Source organism: Rhizobacter sp. P2_G4 (assembly GCF_056403575.1).
Genome location: NZ_JBFUFG010000002.1, coordinates 1,356,260 through 1,373,109 on the forward strand (window position 1 = coordinate 1,356,260; position 16,850 = coordinate 1,373,109).

16 protein-coding genes are annotated in these 16,850 nt (G+C 65.4%); 12 read left to right on the top strand and 4 right to left on the bottom strand.

Features of this window, described 5'->3' with window-relative positions:
* The first annotated feature begins 2 nt into the window (after nt 1-2).
* Both AC1DYS_RS12710 and AC1DYS_RS12715 read left to right on the top strand, forming a co-directional pair.
* On the top strand, nt 3-1,256 hold the full coding sequence (locus AC1DYS_RS12710; RefSeq protein ID WP_477899485.1) for an MFS transporter: 1,254 nt from the start codon (nt 3-5) through the stop codon (nt 1,254-1,256).
* Nucleotides 1,253-2,974 (top strand): thiamine pyrophosphate-binding protein, encoded by a 1,722-nt coding sequence (locus AC1DYS_RS12715; RefSeq protein WP_477899487.1) that lies wholly within the window; start codon nt 1,253-1,255, stop codon nt 2,972-2,974. The genes AC1DYS_RS12710 and AC1DYS_RS12715 overlap by 4 nt, the downstream gene beginning before the upstream one ends.
* Here AC1DYS_RS12715 and yedA read toward each other — a convergent pair.
* The gene (yedA, locus tag AC1DYS_RS12720) at nt 2,958-3,851 is read right to left on the bottom strand and encodes a drug/metabolite exporter YedA (protein WP_477899489.1); all 894 of its coding nucleotides are present in this window, start codon (nt 3,849-3,851) and stop codon (nt 2,958-2,960) included. The two genes, AC1DYS_RS12715 and yedA, sit on opposite strands and share 17 nt — an antisense overlap.
* Before the next feature lie 106 nt (nt 3,852-3,957).
* On the opposite strand from yedA, the gene AC1DYS_RS12725 reads away from it, so the two are divergent.
* From AC1DYS_RS12725 to pcp, 3 genes are read left to right on the top strand one after another with little or no spacing between them, the layout of a single operon-like run.
* On the top strand, nt 3,958-4,458 hold the full coding sequence (locus AC1DYS_RS12725) for an Lrp/AsnC family transcriptional regulator (RefSeq protein ID WP_477899491.1): 501 nt from the start codon (nt 3,958-3,960) through the stop codon (nt 4,456-4,458).
* Nucleotides 4,455-4,961: a ribonuclease E activity regulator RraA gene (rraA, locus tag AC1DYS_RS12730; RefSeq protein WP_477899493.1), complete on the top strand. Its 507-nt coding sequence runs from the start codon at nt 4,455-4,457 to the stop codon at nt 4,959-4,961. Before AC1DYS_RS12725 ends, rraA begins: the two co-directional genes overlap by 4 nt.
* Nucleotides 4,962-4,978: 17 nt before the next feature.
* Complete coding sequence (gene pcp / locus AC1DYS_RS12735) at nt 4,979-5,623, top strand: pyroglutamyl-peptidase I (RefSeq protein WP_477899495.1); 645 nt, start codon at nt 4,979-4,981, stop codon at nt 5,621-5,623.
* A gap of 6 nt (nt 5,624-5,629) precedes the next feature.
* Here the strand turns inward: pcp and serB are convergent, their stop codons facing one another.
* Nucleotides 5,630-6,340 (bottom strand): phosphoserine phosphatase SerB, encoded by a 711-nt coding sequence (serB, locus tag AC1DYS_RS12740; RefSeq protein ID WP_477899497.1) that lies wholly within the window; start codon nt 6,338-6,340, stop codon nt 5,630-5,632.
* Nucleotides 6,341-6,498: 158 nt separating this feature from the next.
* Between serB and AC1DYS_RS12745 the strand changes: the two genes are divergently transcribed.
* On the top strand, nt 6,499-7,197 hold the full coding sequence (locus AC1DYS_RS12745; protein WP_477899499.1) for an energy transducer TonB: 699 nt from the start codon (nt 6,499-6,501) through the stop codon (nt 7,195-7,197).
* 18 nt (nt 7,198-7,215) lie between these two features.
* Here the strand turns inward: AC1DYS_RS12745 and mfd are convergent, their stop codons facing one another.
* On the bottom strand, nt 7,216-10,656 hold the full coding sequence (gene mfd, locus AC1DYS_RS12750) for a transcription-repair coupling factor (protein WP_477899501.1): 3,441 nt from the start codon (nt 10,654-10,656) through the stop codon (nt 7,216-7,218).
* A 184-nt stretch (nt 10,657-10,840) separates the two neighbouring features.
* Between mfd and AC1DYS_RS12755 the strand changes: the two genes are divergently transcribed.
* The 4 genes from AC1DYS_RS12755 to AC1DYS_RS12770 are packed head-to-tail and all read left to right on the top strand — an operon-like array spanning nt 10,841 to nt 13,726.
* A complete protein-coding gene (locus tag AC1DYS_RS12755; protein WP_477899503.1) occupies nt 10,841-11,641 on the top strand; it encodes a transporter substrate-binding domain-containing protein in 801 nt (266 codons plus the stop codon).
* Nucleotides 11,642-11,660: 19 nt separating this feature from the next.
* Nucleotides 11,661-12,323, top strand: a complete 663-nt coding sequence (locus AC1DYS_RS12760) for an amino acid ABC transporter permease (protein WP_477899644.1) — start codon at nt 11,661-11,663, stop codon at nt 12,321-12,323.
* 7 nt (nt 12,324-12,330) lie between these two features.
* Nucleotides 12,331-12,981, top strand: a complete 651-nt coding sequence (locus AC1DYS_RS12765) for an amino acid ABC transporter permease (protein WP_477899505.1) — start codon at nt 12,331-12,333, stop codon at nt 12,979-12,981.
* A complete protein-coding gene (locus tag AC1DYS_RS12770; protein ID WP_477899507.1) occupies nt 12,968-13,726 on the top strand; it encodes an amino acid ABC transporter ATP-binding protein in 759 nt (252 codons plus the stop codon). Before AC1DYS_RS12765 ends, AC1DYS_RS12770 begins: the two co-directional genes overlap by 14 nt.
* Nucleotides 13,727-13,742: 16 nt before the next feature.
* On the opposite strand, the gene AC1DYS_RS12775 is transcribed toward AC1DYS_RS12770, so the two are convergent.
* Nucleotides 13,743-14,738, bottom strand: a complete 996-nt coding sequence (locus tag AC1DYS_RS12775; protein ID WP_477899509.1) for an AraC-like ligand-binding domain-containing protein — start codon at nt 14,736-14,738, stop codon at nt 13,743-13,745.
* A 334-nt stretch (nt 14,739-15,072) separates the two neighbouring features.
* Between AC1DYS_RS12775 and AC1DYS_RS12780 the strand changes: the two genes are divergently transcribed.
* On the top strand, nt 15,073-15,789 hold the full coding sequence (locus AC1DYS_RS12780; RefSeq protein WP_477899511.1) for a hypothetical protein: 717 nt from the start codon (nt 15,073-15,075) through the stop codon (nt 15,787-15,789).
* 357 nt (nt 15,790-16,146) lie between these two features.
* On the top strand, nt 16,147-16,839 hold the full coding sequence (ispD, locus tag AC1DYS_RS12785) for a 2-C-methyl-D-erythritol 4-phosphate cytidylyltransferase (protein ID WP_477899513.1): 693 nt from the start codon (nt 16,147-16,149) through the stop codon (nt 16,837-16,839).
* Nucleotides 16,840-16,850 lie beyond the last annotated feature (11 nt).

Here is a 16,850-nt window from a genome sequence, read left to right on the forward strand (position 1 = left end):
TCATGACTGCAGCATCCGTCCCGCTTCGCCAAGACGCCAAGACCATCGGTCTGATCGGCCTGGCGCATGGCACATCGCATTTCTTTCACATGCTGCTGGTGCCCTTGTTCCCGCTGTTCCGCAGTGAGTTCGGCTACAGCTACTCGGAGCTCGGCCTGCTCGTGTCGACCTTCTTCGTGATCTCGGGGGTCGGGCAGGCGCTGTCGGGCTTCCTGGTGGATCGCGTGGGTGCGCGGCCGATGCTGTTCGCGGCCATGAGTTGCTTCGTGCTGGCCGCCTTGATGACGGCCACATCTCACAGCTACACCGGCCTGATGCTGGCCGCAGCCTTGGCGGGTCTGGGCAACTCGCCGTTCCACCCGATCGACTTCACCATCCTCAACAAGCGGGTGTCGCAGCCGCGCCTGGGGCATGCGTTCTCGGTGCATGGCATCACCGGCAACCTGGGCTGGGCCGTGGCGCCGATCTTCCTCACCGGCCTGACGGCATTGACAGGCTCCTGGCGCATGGCAGCAGCGGGCATGGGGGCCTGGGCGCTGCTGGTGATGGTTGTGCTGTGGCTCAACCGCGATGCGATCGACGACAAGGCCGGTGCATGGGCGCATGAGAGCGCAGCCGCCACAAAGGGCGCTGTCCCGCCAGCCTCCGAGCATCCGCTGGCGTTCTTGCGCTTGCCGTCGGTGTGGCTGTGCTTCTCGTTCTTCTTCTGGTCGACCTGCACGCTGAGTGCGGTGCAAAGCTTTGCCAGCCCCGCGCTGCAAAGCATGTATGGCCTGCCGCTGTCGGCCACCGCGTTCGTGGTCACCGGCTACATGCTCTGCGGCGTGGCCGGCATGGTGGCGGGCGGGTTTCTCGTCGCCAAGGCAGAGCGCCTGGAGCGAACCATCGGCGCTTGCCTGCTCGGCGCAGCCGTGCTGCTGTGTCTGGTCGGCAGCGGCCTGCTGCCGGGCGCACTGGCCGCCGTGGTGGCGGCGCTTTCCGGCTTTGGCGCGGGCTTGGCCGGGCCCTCGCGCGACATGCTGATCAAGCAGGCCTCGCCGCCCGGGGCCACCGGGCGCGTCTACGGTGCCGTGTATTCAGGCTTGGACCTCGGCTTTGCGGTGGCGGCACCGGCCTTCGGTTCGCTGCTCGACTACGGCCTGCCACATGCGGTGTTCTACGGCGCCGCGCTCACGCTCGTCGCGGGTGTCGCGTCGGCCTCTCTGGTGGGCATGGGCGTGGCCCAGTTGCGCGGGGATCGTAAAGTCGCTGCATGAGCACACGCAGCGACAAGACATCTTCACGATTGGCCGGCCACGTGCTGGTCGAGGCCTTGATTGCCCAGGGCGTAGACACCGTGTTCGGTGTACCGGGCGAGAGCTACCTCGCCGTACTCGACGGCTTTCATGAGCATCGCGAGCAGATCCGCTTCATCGCCTGCCGGCAGGAGGGCGGAGCGGCTTTCATGGCCGAGGCGCAGGGCAAGTTGAGCGGCCGCCCCGGCGTGTGCTTCGTGACGCGCGGCCCCGGCGCCACCAACGCCAGCATCGGGCTGCACACGGCGTTTCAAGACAGCACGCCGATGGTGCTTTTCATTGGGCAGGTGGCCAGTGACCAGCGCGACCGCGAGGCCTTTCAAGAGGTCGACTACCGGCAGATGTTCGGCCCTGGCACGCTCGGCTTTGCCAAGTGGGTGGGCGAAGTGCAAGACGCCGAGCGCTTGCCCGAATACGTGTCGCGCGCGTTTCACACCGCGATGCAGGGCCGGCCTGGCCCGGTGGTGCTGGTGCTGCCCGAAGACATGCTGACCCAGCTGACCGACGCTGCGGTGTTGCCTCGCGCCGAGCCCGCGCAAGCCTGGCCTGCGCCGGGTGCATTGCGCGACGTGCGCGCGATGCTGCTTGCCGCACAGCGGCCGTTCGTCCTCATCGGGGGCAGCGGCTGGGACGCCGCGGCCTGCAAGGCGATGCAACGCTTTGCCGAGAACTGGAAGCTGCCGGTCGGCTGCGCCTTTCGTTTCCAGGACTTGTTCGACAACTCGCACCCGAACTATGCGGGCGACGTCGGCATCGGCATCAACCCCAAGCTGGCGGAGCGTGTGAAGCAGGCCGACCTGGTGCTGGCCATCGGGCCGCGGCTGGGCGAGATGACCACCGGCGGCTACACGCTGCTGCAGCCGCCGCGTCCGGCGCAGAAGCTGATCCACATCCACGCCGGTGCCGAAGAACTGGGCCGCGTCTATGCGGCTGACCTGCTGCTGCAATCGTCGATGGCCAGTGCGGCCAAGGCGCTAGAGGCGCTGGCCGCACCGACACAACTGCCGTGGGCCGACTGGACGGCTCAGGCCCATGCCGACTACGAAGCCAACTTCGACGCCCAAGCGGTCGAGCCACTCGACATGGCGGTGGTCATCAAGACCATTCAGCACCTGGCACCGGCCGACACCGTCTACACGAACGGCGCTGGCAACTACGCCGGCTGGCTGCACCGCTACTGCCGCTACGCGGGCCTTCAGCACCATGGCCGAACGCAACTCGCGCCGACCTCGGGCGCCATGGGCTACGGCGTACCTGCGGCCGTGGCTGCCGCGTTGCTGTACCCCGAGCGCACCGTGGTCAACATCGCGGGCGACGGCGACTTTCTGATGACGGGGCAAGAGCTGGCCACCGCCACAGGCTACGGGGCCAAGCGGCTCATCAGCGTGGTGGTCGACAACGGCACCTACGGCACGATCCGCATGCACCAGGAGCGCGACTACCCAGGCCGCGTCAGCGGCAGCGATCTGTTCAACCCAGACTTTGCGGCGCTCGCACGTGCCTACGGCTGGAATGCGCACCGGGTCGACACCACGGCCGCCTTCGAACCGGCGTTTGCCGAAGCCCTGCGCTCGCAGCAACCGGCACTGCTGCACCTCAAGCTCGACGCCAATGTGAGCACCTCGCGGACCACGCTCACTGCGATTCGCAACAACGCGCGGCTCAGCGCGGCTTCATGAAGAGCAGCACCACGCCCACCAGCACCACGGCGGCGGCCAGCCATTCGAAACCCGTCACGACCTCGCCAAGCACGGCCACGCCGAGCAACATCGCGATCACCGGGTTGACGAAGGTATAGCTCGACGCCACCGCCGCGGTGGATCGTGCGAGCAGCACCATGTAGGCGTTAAAGGCGATCAACGAGCCGAACACCACCAGGTAGAACCACGCCGCCACGGCAGCTGGTTGTGGCGGCCACTGGGGCGTTTCGCCCTGGGTGGCCGACATGGCGAGCAGCACCACGCCGCCGCAGATCATTTCGCTGGCAAAGCCCACCGGTCCTGGCGCGAGCGGCAACGTCCGCTGGCTGAGCACGCTACCGATTGACCAGGTGACGCAGGCGATCGCAATGGCAGCCAACCCTGCCGGTGACGCCTGGAAGCCGGCGCCCTGGGTCAGCATCAGCACGCCCACGAGCCCCACGCCGATGCCCGCCAGTTCCAGCCGGCTGGGCTTCACGCCCCACAGCAGGTTGAGCGCGGCGATCATCAGCGGTACCACGGCGATGAAGGCCACCACCAGGCCCGAGCCGACGCTCTGCTCGGCATAGGCCGTGCCGCCCATGCCACCGCCGAGCATCAACGCCCCGACGATCAGCGCGTTGCGCCATTGCTGAAGCGACGGCCACGGGGCCTTGCGCCAGCGCATCCATGCCAACAAAAGCACGCCCGCGAACAGGAAGCGTGTGCCCATCTGGAAGAAGGGCGGAAAGCTCAGCAAAGCGAACTTGATGGCAAGGTAGGTCGAGCCCCACACCAGCCAGGTGGCTGCAAGGCAAAGCACCAGCAACGGGTTGTGCGACAGGCGCGCACCGGAAGGCGAGGCGAGGGCATTCATGGTCTGGGAGGCGTCACGGAAAGTTGGCATCGTAGAAAAGATGCGGCGCCATCGGAATGGCAAACTCAAGGTTCTGCGCTGCATGCTTCGTTGCTTTTCAAGGCGCATGAGGAGCCCGACCTTGAATCTCGATTTCGATTCACACGACACCCGCATCCTTGCCGAACTGCAGGCCGACGCGAGGTTGTCGATGGCTGAGCTTGGCCGCCGTGTGCACCTGAGCCAGCCGGCAGTGACCGAGCGCGTTCGCAAGCTCGAATCGGCCGGCGTCATCACCGGCTACCGCGCGACTGTGAACCTGGCGAGCCTCGGCTACGGCATCCGCGCGATGGTGCGCGTGGGCCGTGCCGACTACGCCCGCGTGGTCAAACTTGTTGGGCAGATGCCCGAGGTGGTCAACGCCTACAACGTGACCGGCGAAGACAGCTGGCTGCTCGAGATCGCCGTGATCGACGTCGCCCACCTCGACGCGGTCGTCACCCGCTTCTGCTTGCTGACCGAAACCTCGACCGCCATCATTCTCAACGCCGCGCGCGAGCATCAGCCCATGCTCCCGGCGCGCCAGCAAGACGTCAAACCTCCCATCAGGAAAGTGGCCAACGCATGAGCAACTCTCCCATCGATTTCGCGACCTGCGACCTGTGCGATGCGAACAAGGCCAGCACCGACGGCAACTTTCGCGTGTTGCCGCCGGTGTTCCGCGACTACGGCAAGCGGCTCAAGTTCGCCGGCCTCGTCACCACCGTGAAGTGCTTCGAAGACAACTCGCTGGTCAAGGCCGCACTCGACACGCCGGGACAAGGGCGCGTGCTGGTGGTCGATGGCGGTGCCTCGCTACGACGCGCGCTGGTCGGCGGCAACCTTGGGGCCGCAGGTGCGCGGAACGGCTGGGCCGGCATCGTGGTCGACGGTTGCGTGCGCGACACCGCCGAGCTCGCAGCCTGCGACCTCGGCATTCGCGCCTTGGCGCTGATACCTTTGCCCACGGAGAAGCGCAATGAAGGCCAGCGCGACGTACCGGTGCAGATCCAAGGCGTGTGGGTTCGCCCTGGCGATTGGCTCTATGCGGATGAAGATGGCATCGTGGTCACCGCCACGAAAGCCGTCTGACTGCCCAGGCATACCGCATGCGAACGCAGGGCCTGAGCGCTCCCACCGTCTTGCTCACCGGCTTCGAGGCCTTTGGTGGGCACTCCGTCAACGCGAGCTGGCTGGCCGCGCAGGCGCTGCATGGCCGGCAGATTGCAGGGCACCGCGTGGTCGCGGCCAGGTTGCCCACGGTGTTCGATCTCTCGCTGCGCGAACTGCAGGGCCTGTTGAACGCCCACGCTCCCTCACTCGTGCTTTGTCTGGGCCTGGCCAGTGGGCGCAAGGCCTTGTCGCTCGAACGCGTTGCCATCAACATCAACGATGCGAGCCTTGCTGACAACCACGGCGCTCAACCGGTCGACACACCCGTGGTGGCTGAAGGTCCGACGGCCTACTTCAGCACCTTGCCGCTGAAAGCGATGTTGCAGGCGCTGCGGCGGCACGGCCTGCCGGCCGAGCTGTCGCAGACGGCCGGCACCTTCGTCTGCAACCACGTGTTCTACGGGTTGATGCATGCGCTGGGAACGCAAGCTGACTTGAGAAGCACACGGGGCGGCTTCGTCCACGTGCCCGATCTTCCGGTGCTGGCGCTGCCCGATCTGGTGGGCGGACTGCACCTGATGCTGGAGACGGCGCTGACATCGCAGACCGACGCCCACTTTGCAGCCGGCGCCGTGCACTGAAACGGCTCAGCGCCGCACGACTTCCAACAACCGATCAAGCCCACCTTCGTTGATGGCCACCATGGCCTTCTCGCGGACGGCGGGTTTCGCGTGATAGGCCACGCTCAAGCCGGCTTCGCCCATCATCGGCAGGTCGTTCGCCCCATCGCCCATCGCAATGGCCTGCTTCGGCGAGATGCCCAGTTGCGTGCATGTGGCGAGCAGCATGCGGCGCTTTTCTTCCCCGTCGCAGATGTCGCCCCAGGGCTGGTCGACCATGCGGCCGGTGAGGGCGCCGTTGGCTGCTTCGAGCACGTTGCTGCGCGTGAAGTCGATCTTCAGCAGGTCGCGCACGTGGTCGGTGAAGAAGGTGAAACCGCCCGAGACCAGCAGCGTCTTCATGCCGGCTGCCTGGCAGGCTTGCACCAGCACCTGGGCTCCGGGGTTGAGCCGCAGCCGCTCATCGAGCACCTGCTGCATGGCTGATACGGGCACACACTTCAGCAGGGCGACGCGCTGGCGCAGGCTTTCCTTGTAGTCGCTGATCTCGCCGCGCATGGCGGCCTCGGTGATGGCGGCCACCTCGGCTTTGCGACCAGCGGCGTCCGCGATCTCGTCCACGCATTCGATGTTGATCAGCGTCGAATCCATGTCGAACGCGACGAGCTTGAAGTCGCTCAGGCGCGGCGGGACGGGGAGGTTCTGGATCACGAGGCCGGGAAGCGGCGTTGCAGTCATAAGAAAAACAGATGGGAGCGTGAGAAAAGTGGGATTGTCCCCGCAAGGCGCATTTGCCAATGGGCACACGGCTTGCGATGCTACGGCGCGGTAACTTATTTGGTTACCGAAGGTTTCTGTCGAAACAAGAAACGGCCCACAAGGCCCACAAACCGACCATGCGCATCCAACGTCTTTCAGCCCTTGCTGCAGTCGCTTTCGCCGCCGTTGCAACCCACGCAACGCTCGTCAATGCCCAGACCGCGAACCCCGACCCTGCGGCTGCCAGCCGGGTAGCGCGTGATGCGGACAACCCGATGCGTGTGATCCTCGAAGCCAGCAAGCTCAAGGTGCGGATCAAGCCCGATACCGAAGACGCGCCGCCCCCTGAAAAGCGCGTTGTCCGCACACCTGCTTCGCGGCCCGCGGCAGTGGCCAAGGCAACAGCGCCGGCCGCCGCAGTACCACCCGCGGCGTCCCAAGCTGCAGCCGCTCAGGCTCTTGCGCCTGTGAACCCGCCCGCACAGATGATGGCCAAGGCGGCCGAATCGGTGCCGATGCCCTCGGCGCTCGCCACGCCGGCGCCCATCGTGCCGGCACCCAAGCCGTTGGCCCTGCCGCCGATTCCACTCAAGCTCGCTCAGTTGGTTGAACCCGAGGTGCCTTCGTCGGTGATGCGCCGCATGCGCAGCGACGTGACCGTGGTGATCGGCCTCACCGTCAATGCCGATGGCTCGGTGTCGGACGTGGTGATCAAGTCCAACCCGATGAAGGCCTTGGACCCGGCCATCATCGACGCGGTGCGCCAGTGGCGCTACAACCCCATCGACGAGCCACGCACCCATGCGGTGCAGCTGGTGCTGCATTCGAGCCAATAAGCGGGTCTCACGCGACGCTCAAGCTTCAACCTTGGGCGTGCCCAGCGAACGCAATACATCACGAATCAGCTGGGCGCGGTCCTTCGGTTCCTTGGTCTCCCGCTCGATGCGCAGCTTGTCGTTGCCGGCGAGCTTGATGTGGCGGTTCTTCTGCACCAATTCGATGATTCGCATGGCATCAATTGGTGCATTGGGGCGGAAGCTGATGATCATCAGCTGCGGTGCGGCATCGATCTTCATCACGCCATAGGGCTTCGCCAGCACGCGCAGGCGGTGCACGTCGAACAGCGTCTGCCCCTGCGGTGGAAGCTTGCCGAAGCGGTCGGTGATCTCTTCGAGCAGCGTGTCGATCTGCTCCGGCTTGTCGGCCGTGGCCAGGCGCTTGTAGAGGCTCAGGCGCGTGTGCACGTCGCCGCAGTAGTCGTCGGGCAGCAAGGCCGGCGCGTGCAGGTTGATCTCGGTAGTGGCACTCAGCGGCGAGAGCAGATCGGGTTCGCGGCCCGCCTTCAACGAACGCACCGCTTCGCTCAGCATGTCGTTGTAGAGCTGGAAGCCCACTTCCATCATGTTGCCGCTCTGGTTCTCACCCAACACCTCGCCGGCGCCACGGATCTCCAGGTCGTGCATCGCGAGGTAGAAGCCAGAGCCCAGTTCTTCCATGTTCTGGATGGCTTCGAGCCGCTGCGCAGCCTGCTTGGTGAGGCCTTCGACATCGGGCACCAGCAGGTAGGCATAGGCCTGGTGGTGCGAGCGGCCCACGCGCCCGCGCAGCTGGTGCAACTGCGCGAGGCCGAACTTGTCGGCCCGGCTGATCACGATGGTGTTGGCGCTCGGCACGTCGATGCCGGTCTCGATGATGGTCGAGCACAGCAGCACGTTGTGGCGCTGGGCCACGAAGTCGCGCATCACCGCCTCGAGCTGGCGCTCAGGCATCTGGCCGTGGGCCACCGCGATGCGCGCCTCGGGCAGCAGCTCTTGCAGCTTCTGGCGGCGGTTCTCGATGGTCTCGACTTCGTTGTGCAGGAAGTAAACCTGCCCACCGCGCTTCAGCTCGCGCAGCGCGGCTTCGCGAATCGTGCCGCTGCTTTCGCCGCGCACGAAGGTCTTGATGGCCAGGCGCCGCTGCGGCGCGGTGGCGATCACGCTCAGGTCGCGCAGGCCTTCCAACGCCATTCCCAAGGTTCTTGGGATCGGCGTGGCGGTGAGCGTCAGCACGTCGACCTCGGCGCGCATCGCCTTGATGGCTTCCTTGTGGCGCACGCCGAAGCGGTGCTCTTCGTCGATCACCAGCAGGCCCAGGCGCTTGAACTTGACCTTGTCGCTGATCAGCGCGTGCGTGCCGACCACGATGTCGACGGTGCCGTCGGCCAGGCCTTCGAGCGTGGCCTTGACCTCTTTGCTGGAGCGGAAACGCGAGATTTCGGCGACGCGCACCGGCCACTTGCCGAATCGGTCGGCGATGTTCTGATAGTGCTGCTCGGCCAGCAGCGTGGTCGGCGCAAGGATGGCCACCTGCTTGCCGCCAGTGACGGCGACGAAAGCGGCCCGCAAGGCGACCTCGGTCTTGCCGAAGCCTACGTCGCCGCAAACCAGACGGTCCATCGGCTTGGGGCTGACCATGTCCTGGATGACGGCGTGGATGGCGGCCTTCTGGTCGGGCGTCTCCTCGAAGCCGAAGCTCGTGGCGAAGGCTTCGTAGTCGTGCGGCGAGAAGCGGAACGCAAAGCCTTCGCGCGCCGCGCGCCGGGCGTAGAGGTTCAAGAGTTCGGCCGCGGTATCGCGCACCTGCTCGGCGGCCTTGCGCTTGGCCTTGTCCCACTGGCCCGAACCCAGGCGATGCAACGGCGCCTCTTCGGCGCTGACACCGGTGTAGCGGCTGATCAGGTGCAGCTGAGCCACCGGCACATACAGCGTGGCCTTGTCGGCGTATTCGAGGTGAAGGAACTCGCTCGCACCGTCCCCGAGGTCGATGCTCATCAGGCCGACGTAGCGGCCGATGCCGTGGTTCACATGCACCACCGGGTCGCCGACCTTCAGCTCCGACAGGTCCTTGATCAGCGAGTTGACGTCGCTGACCTGCTCCTGCTTGCGACGGCGCCGCGCGGTGGGCGAGGTGGCGAAGAGCTCTGTTTCGGTGATGAACTGGATCGCCTTGCCGTCAGCCGGCTCCGTCCAGAAGAAGCCTTCGGCCATCGGCGCCACGGCGATGGCGTAGCGCTCGTCGCCCGCCTCGAACTCGGCCAGGCTGGCCACCGAGGGCGGCTCGATCTTGTTGTCGCGCAGCAGCTCGAGCAGGCTCTCGCGCCGGCCCTGGCTCTCTGCCATCACCAGCACGCGGTGCTGCGTGGCACCGAGGTGCAGTTGCAGCTTCTTGAGCGGATCGGGGGCGCCACGGTCCACGCTCAGGTCAGGAAGAGGGCGCGCCCATTCCACCGGCTCCTTTCCGCGGACGACCAGCGTGGCGTGTGCATTGGCCAGCGTGAAGAAGTCTTCGGGCCGCAGGAACAGGTCTTCCGGCGGCAGGATGGGCCGCTCGCGGTCGTGTTGCAGGAAGCGGTGGCGCTCGCGCGTGTCGGTCCAGAAGCGCTTCAGGGCTTCATCGGTCTCGCCGTGCAAGACCACGGCGGCCTGGGCACCCAGATATTCGAAGATCGTTGCCGTGCTGTCGAAGAACAGCGGCAGGTAGTACTCGATGCCGGCGGTGGCGATGCCGGTGCCGATGTCCTTGTACAGCCGCACCTTGGTCGGGTCGCCTTCCATCTTCTCGCGCCAGCGGGCGCGAAAGGCGGTGCGTGCCTCTTCGTCCATCGGGAACTCGCGGCCCGGCAACAGGCGTACTTCGGGCACGGGGTAGAGGCTGCGCTGGCTGTCGGGGTCGAAGGTGCGGATGCTGTCGACCTCGTCGCCGAACAAGTCCACGCGGTAGGGCACGGCCGAGCCCATCGGGTACAGGTCGATCAGGCCGCCGCGCACCGCGTATTCGCCGGGCGACACCACTTGGCTGACGTGCGTGTAGCCCGCCAGCGTGAGCTGCGCCTTGAGCGCAGCCTCGTTGAGCTTGGCCTTCTGCTTGAAGTGGAAGGTGTAGCCGGCCAGGAAGCTCGGCGGCGCCAGGCGAACCAGCGCCGTCGACGCCGGCATCAGCACCACGTCGACCTCGCCTTGCTGGATGCGCCACAGCGTGGCCAGGCGCTCGGAGATCAGGTCCTGGTGCGGCGAGAAGGTGTCGTACGGCAGCGTTTCCCAATCGGGGAAGACGGCAATGCGCAAGCCGGGAGCAAAAAACGCCAGTTCGCCTTCTAGCCGCTGGGTATCGGCGGGCTCGGCTGTGACGATGGAGGTTAGGCGCTGCTGACTTTTCTGCTGCTCGGCGAACCGTGCCAGCAAGAGCGCGTCGGCGGATCCGATGGGCCTCGGCAGGGTGAATCGTTTACCGGGGCTGAGTGCGGGCAACTGCATGGGGGCCAGACAAAAACGAAACAGCCCCGGCGAGGCGATCCCCCCGGGGCACAAGGACTCATGGCAAGTGGCCGGGATTCTACTGAGCAAGCTTTTCCTGGGGTGGCGCAAGGATTGCATACGATCGTGGGTGCCGAGCGTATGCACGGCTGAATCCCACTTTTGATCCCGTCATGGAGAAACGATGATGAGCCACCGTGCTTTTTTCAAGGCCCTCGGCCTGCTGGCTGCCGCCCCCTTGCTGTTCGCTGCCCACGTGGCGCACGCCCAGACTGCACTTGACGACGTGCTGGCCAAGAAACTCATCACGATCGCCATCCCGACCGACTACCCGCCGTATGGCTACGTCACCACCGAGATGAAGCCGCAGGGGCTGGACGTCGACATGGCCAACCTCATCGCCGCCAAGCTGGGCGTCAAGATCGAGCTGGTGCCGGTGACCAGCGCCAACCGCATTCCGTATCTGCAGTCCAAGAAGGTGGATCTGGTGATCTCCACGCTGGGCAAGAACCCGGACCGCGAGAAGGTGATCGACTTCACCTCGGCCTACTCGCCGTTCTTCCAGGCCGTGTTCGGCCCGAAGACGCTGGCGATCAAGACCGCTTCCGACCTGAACGGCAAGTCCATCGGTGTCACCCGCGGCGCGATGGAAGACCAGGAGCTGGGCAAGATCGCCCCCGCCGGCCTCGATGTGAAGCGCTTCGAAGACAACAACGTGACCGTCTCGGCCTATGTGTCGGGCCAGACACAGCTGATCGCCACTGGCGCATCGGTCGCTGGCGTGATGATGGTCAAGAACCCGCAGCTCGGCACCGAGTTCAAGCTGCTGCTGAAGGACTCGCCCAATTTCATCGGCGTGGCCAAGGGCGAAGACAAGCTGCGCCTGAAGGTCAACGAGATCATTGCCGAAGCCAGGAAGTCGGGCGAGATCGACAAGATGGCGACCAAGTGGCTGGGCCGCCCGGCCGGCGACCTGCCGTTGTGAACTGGTTCGCCGCTACTTTCTGATGATCAGCCTAGATTTCCAGGCCGTCCTCGTCGAGTGGCCTTTGCTGCTCAAGGGGGCGGCGGCCACGCTCGCGCTCACGGCGGCATCGGCCACCATCGGCATGGTGGTGGGTGTGGCCTGCGCATGGGCGCGCACGCATGGCAGCGCGGCGTTGAAGTTCGCGGTCGGCACCTACGTGGAGCTGATCCGCAACACGCCTTTCATCGTGCAGCTCTTCTTCCTGTTCTTCGGGCTGCCGAGCATTGGCGTGAAGCTGTCGCCGGAATTCGCTTCAGTGCTCGCGATGGTGGTCAACCTCGGCGCCTACGCCTGCGAGATCGTGCGGGCTGGCATCTCGGCCACGCCACGCGGGCAGATCGAAGCCGCGCGCAGCCTCGCATTGAGCGAGGCGCAGGTTTTCACACGCGTCGTGCTGCCACCGGCACTCAAGCGCGTGTGGCCGGCGATGGTGAGCCAGATCATCATCGTGATGCTGGGTTCGGCGGTGTGCGGGCAAATCTCGACGCAGGAGCTGTCTTACGCGGCCAACCTGATCCAGTCGCGCAACTTCCGCGCGTTCGAGGCGTTCATCATCGCCACCCTGATGTACCTGGTCCTGTCGGTTGCCGTGCGTCGGCTGCTGAACTGGGTTGGCCCGCGTTTTATCTTCGGACGCTGAGGTCCACATGGTCGACTTCAGTCTCTGGGATATCTATCGAAACCTGCTGGTGGCAGTGCGCTGGACGGTGCTGCTTTCGCTGATGGCCTTCGTTGGCGGCGGGCTCATCGGGCTGGCGCTGTTGATCGCGCGCATCGCCAAGTGGCGGGGCGCGGAGCCGGTGGTGGCCGGCTACGTGCAGCTCTTTCAGGGAACGCCACTGCTGATGCAGCTGTTCTTCCTGTTCTTCGGCCTGTCGAGCCTGGGCTTCCAGGTGTCGGCGTGGACGGCGGCTGCCATCGGGCTCACGCTGTACACCAGCGCCTTCCTCACCGAGATCTGGCGCGGCTGCGTGAACTCGGTCTCCAAGGGGCAGTGGGAGGCATCGAGTGCGCTCGCGTTGAACCTGCGCGAGCAGCTTCGCTACGTCATCGGGCCGCAGGCTCTGAAGGTCGCGGTGCCGCCGACGGTGGGCTTTCTGGTGCAGGTGGTCAAGGGCACGGCGCTCGCGTCGGTGATCGGGTTCACCGAGCTCACCAAGACCGGCACCACCATTGCCAACGCGACCTTCCGCCCCTTCACGGTCTACGCCTGCGTGGCACTGCTGTACTTCATCTTGTGTTTCCCGATTTCGCTGTGGGCACGTTCGCTGGAAAGAAAACTTCATGGACACCGTTGAACAAAAAACCGTGACGGGCATCGTCGAGATTGCCGGCTTGCGCAAGCGCTTCGGCACGAACGAGGTGCTCAAGGGCATCGACCTCTCGGTCAAGCGCGGTGAGGTGATCGCCATCATCGGAAAGAGCGGCTCGGGCAAGAGCACCTTGCTGCGCAGCGTGAACGGGCTCGAGCAGTTCGACGAAGGCACGCTGACCGTTGAGGGCCAGGCGCTGCTGCACGGAAACGCCACCGCGATGCGCGCGCTGCGCCAGCACGTGGGCATGATCTTCCAGAGCTTCAATCTCTTCCCACACCTGAGCGTTGGCCGCAACGTGATGCTGGCGCCGACATTGGTGAAGAAGAGAGACAGCGCCAGAGCCGAGGCCGCGGCGCGCAAGCTGCTCGAGCGAGTGGGCCTGGCCGAAAAGTTCGATGCTCAGCCCGATCAGCTCTCCGGTGGCCAGCAGCAGCGCGTGGCCATCGCACGTGCGCTGGCCATGGAGCCCAGCGTGCTGTTGTGCGACGAGATCACCTCGGCGCTCGACCCCGAACTGGTGGGCGAGGTGCTGCGAGTGGTGGAGTCGCTGGCGGAAGAGGGCATGACGCTGTTGATGGTCACGCACGAGATGAGCTTCGCGCGCAAGGTGTCGGATCGCGTGGTCTTCATGCACGCCGGGCGCATCCACGAGATGGGCCCGCCGGAGTCGGTTTTCGGCAACCCGCAGACGCCGGAGCTAAAGCAGTTCCTGTCGGCTCTGCACTGAGCCGCGCCGAAAGCTTTCAGGTCACGTCCGGCGCGTCGTGCAAAGCCTGCGCGCGGACGCGGCACTCCCGCGGCGACATGCCGTAGGCCGCCCGAAATACCTTGCTGAAATGGCTGGGGTCTGTGAAGCCCCAATGGCCCGAGATCTCGCTGATCTGGCGCGCGGCCAGCGTCTGGCCTTCGAGATCGCGGCGACACATCGCCAGGCGCCGGCTGCGGATATGAACGCTCACCGTCGTGCCGGTGTCTTCGAACAGCTTGTGCATGTTGCGCTCGGTCATGCGGAAGGTGCTCGCCAGCGAAACCACGCCGAGTGACGGGTCTGTCAGGTTTGCCTCAATGTGGCGCTTCACCTGTTCGAGCACTTGTTGCCGTAGGCGCGGTGCCGGCAGCGCGGCCTGGCCTCCCAGGCAAAGGCCGAGCAGGTCGAGCGTGGACTCAAGCACAGTGTGCCGGTTCGAGGCCGGCAGCTCACCGAAGCGCTCCATCAGCGAATGGAAGTGGTCGACGAACAGGCCTCCCATGCCTTGCCGGCCATTCATCGGGCGGCCCACCAGGTCTCGCACGCGCGGCACACGGCGCAGCAACTGAGCCTCGGGTATCAACAGCGACATCTGCCGCAAGCTGTCGCTGGTCGTGAACGACATCGGCCGCGTGCTGTCCCACAGCGTGAACATGCCCTCGGTGAGATGCAGCTCCCGGTCGCCGAAGCTCAGTGTCTCTGAGCCTTGGTCGATCATCACGAGGGTGAGGTAGGCCTCGTCATCGTGCGCAATCTGCGCGCGAGTCCGCTGACCGCTGACGCGTGCCGATGCGGTGCAGTCTGTCAGCCGCAAGCCGTCGACCCGGTGCTGGTGCATGTAGGCCGGGAAGCGCTCGCAGGCGATTTTCGGAATGTCCCAGCTCAGGTGCGCATCGACGATCACCTCCCGCCATGCGTCGAACTGTCGATTTGGCGGCAGCGCTTGAGAGGTCCAGACATCAGGCTGCTCAGCCGGGTGGGTTGTGCTCATTGGCAAGGGGCGGCAAGTCGAAATCGGTGCGGGGCAAACCTGCTTTCACGCCGCACGCGTTAGGTTACCGGTGCCGGCCGGTGCGATGCATGACGAACCCATGACCATCGGTTTGTTCCTGCGCAACAGTTGCTAGTTTCAGAACGAATGCTCACTGGTCCAGCAGCGAACACTCTGGGGCCGGGGAATCGACGCGATGTGGAAGCCACATACGCTGGCGCACAGGCCCGAATGAAGTGCAGTTCCTGCATCTCGGACGGGTCAGTGAGCTCCCCGCGCGGCGCAGGCCGCACTCGACGGGGCGCGCCTCTTCAACGCAGTACATCCCAGACCCATGAAACCCTTCCAGATCAAGACCATCCTGTTGACGACTTCCATGTGCGCAGCCCTGGCCGCATGCGGCGGTGGCGGCGATGACACAGCAACACCTACCACCACAGCAACTGCGCCGACGTTTGCATCCTGCTTCGACGTCACTGCCGGCGTCGCCTACACCATGACCGATCCAGATGGGGGTGGTGTCTCCGACGGCGTACTCATGCTCAAGGAGTCCTTCGAGGGGGCGGTGCGCAGTGCCACCGTGGAGCTGCAGAACGTCACCAGCGTCCGAAGCAGCGCGAACTACTGGTCACAGGAATCGAACGGCATCCGCTTCTGGGGCGATTTGGGCTACGACGGTACCGGTGCCGCCGAGTTGAAGACGGTGTTCTCCAATGGCCTCCTGCTGCGCTTGAACATGCAGGCAGGGCAGTCTGCCGACCTCAGCTACAACGCGACGAGTACCTACCTGAGCGGTTCGCAAGCTGGAGAGACCGAAACGATTGCGTTGCACGAGAGCTGGACCTTCGAGGGCTTCGAGACGCTCACGCTTGGCGGCAAGACGTTCACGAATGTCTGCAAGCTCAAGTCGAGCAGCATCCCCGCAGGCGAAGATGGCCCGAGCACGCTCTGGTTCGCGAAGGGATTCGGCATGATCCGCGTCCAGCACACAGACGACAAGGGCGCGATCGTCGAGGAGTCGCAGCTGGAGACCATCACGGCCCAGCCGTGACCTGGCGCCGTCGCCGCCGATGCGGTCCATGAACTACACATGAGGATTGATGCTCAAGCCTGATTTTCGTGGCTGCGTGACCCCGCCGTCGGACGATCCTTCATCGGCGTCCGGCGTGGCCGACCGGTGACGGTGGCTTCGGCACGCCGACCACAATCTTCACCCTGCCCGCCACCCTGGGGCAACATCACGGCCGACTCGATCTACCTGAGCGACATCCAGGCCACTTTCGTGGCTCCAGGCAGTCGCTATGCCGGCATGGGGCTGGTACCGCAGTGAGTTCTTGCGCGGGTAGGGCGGGCGGCAGGTAGAGCGCCTGGCCCGAACTCTAGAATTCGGGCCTTTGTCGGCCCCCGAATGACAGTTTCGTCTTCTACCCGTCTCTTTGCTCTCGTGCCCTGCGCAGGTGTAGGCACACGCGCGGGTTCCGCAGGGCCTAAGCAGTACGCCGCACTGGCTGGCAGCAGCCTGGTGTCGCACACCTTGCGGGCGCTGGCCCAGGTGACTCGTCTGCAGCAGACGCTGGTGGTGCTGAGCCCTCACGACGATGCCTTCGAATCGCATGCGCCGGGTTTCGGTGGATGGGTGGCGCGTGTGGGTGGAGCGAGCCGCGCCGAGTCGGTGGCCAATGGCTTGAATGAGTTAGCTCGCCGCGGCGTGCAAGCGCACGAGTGGGTGCTGGTGCACGACGCCGCGCGCTGCCTGCTGCGTGCCGAATGGGTCGACGCCTTGATCGATGCCTGTATCGAAGACGACGTTGGTGGTCTGCTCGCCTTGCCGCTGGCCGACACGCTGAAGCAGGAGTCGGACGGCCGCGTGGCCGAAACGGTCGACCGGGCCCACAAGTGGCAGGCGCAGACGCCGCAGATGTTTCGTCTGGGCGATCTGCAGCTTGCCCTGTCCAGCGCCGAGGGCGCCATCACGGATGAAGCCAGTGCCATCGAATCGACCGGCCAGGCACCGAAGCTGGTGCCGGGCTCGATGGAGAATTTCAAGGTCACTTATCCCAGCGACTTTGCGCTGGCCGAACGCCTGCTGAGGACCCGCTAGGATGAAAAAGT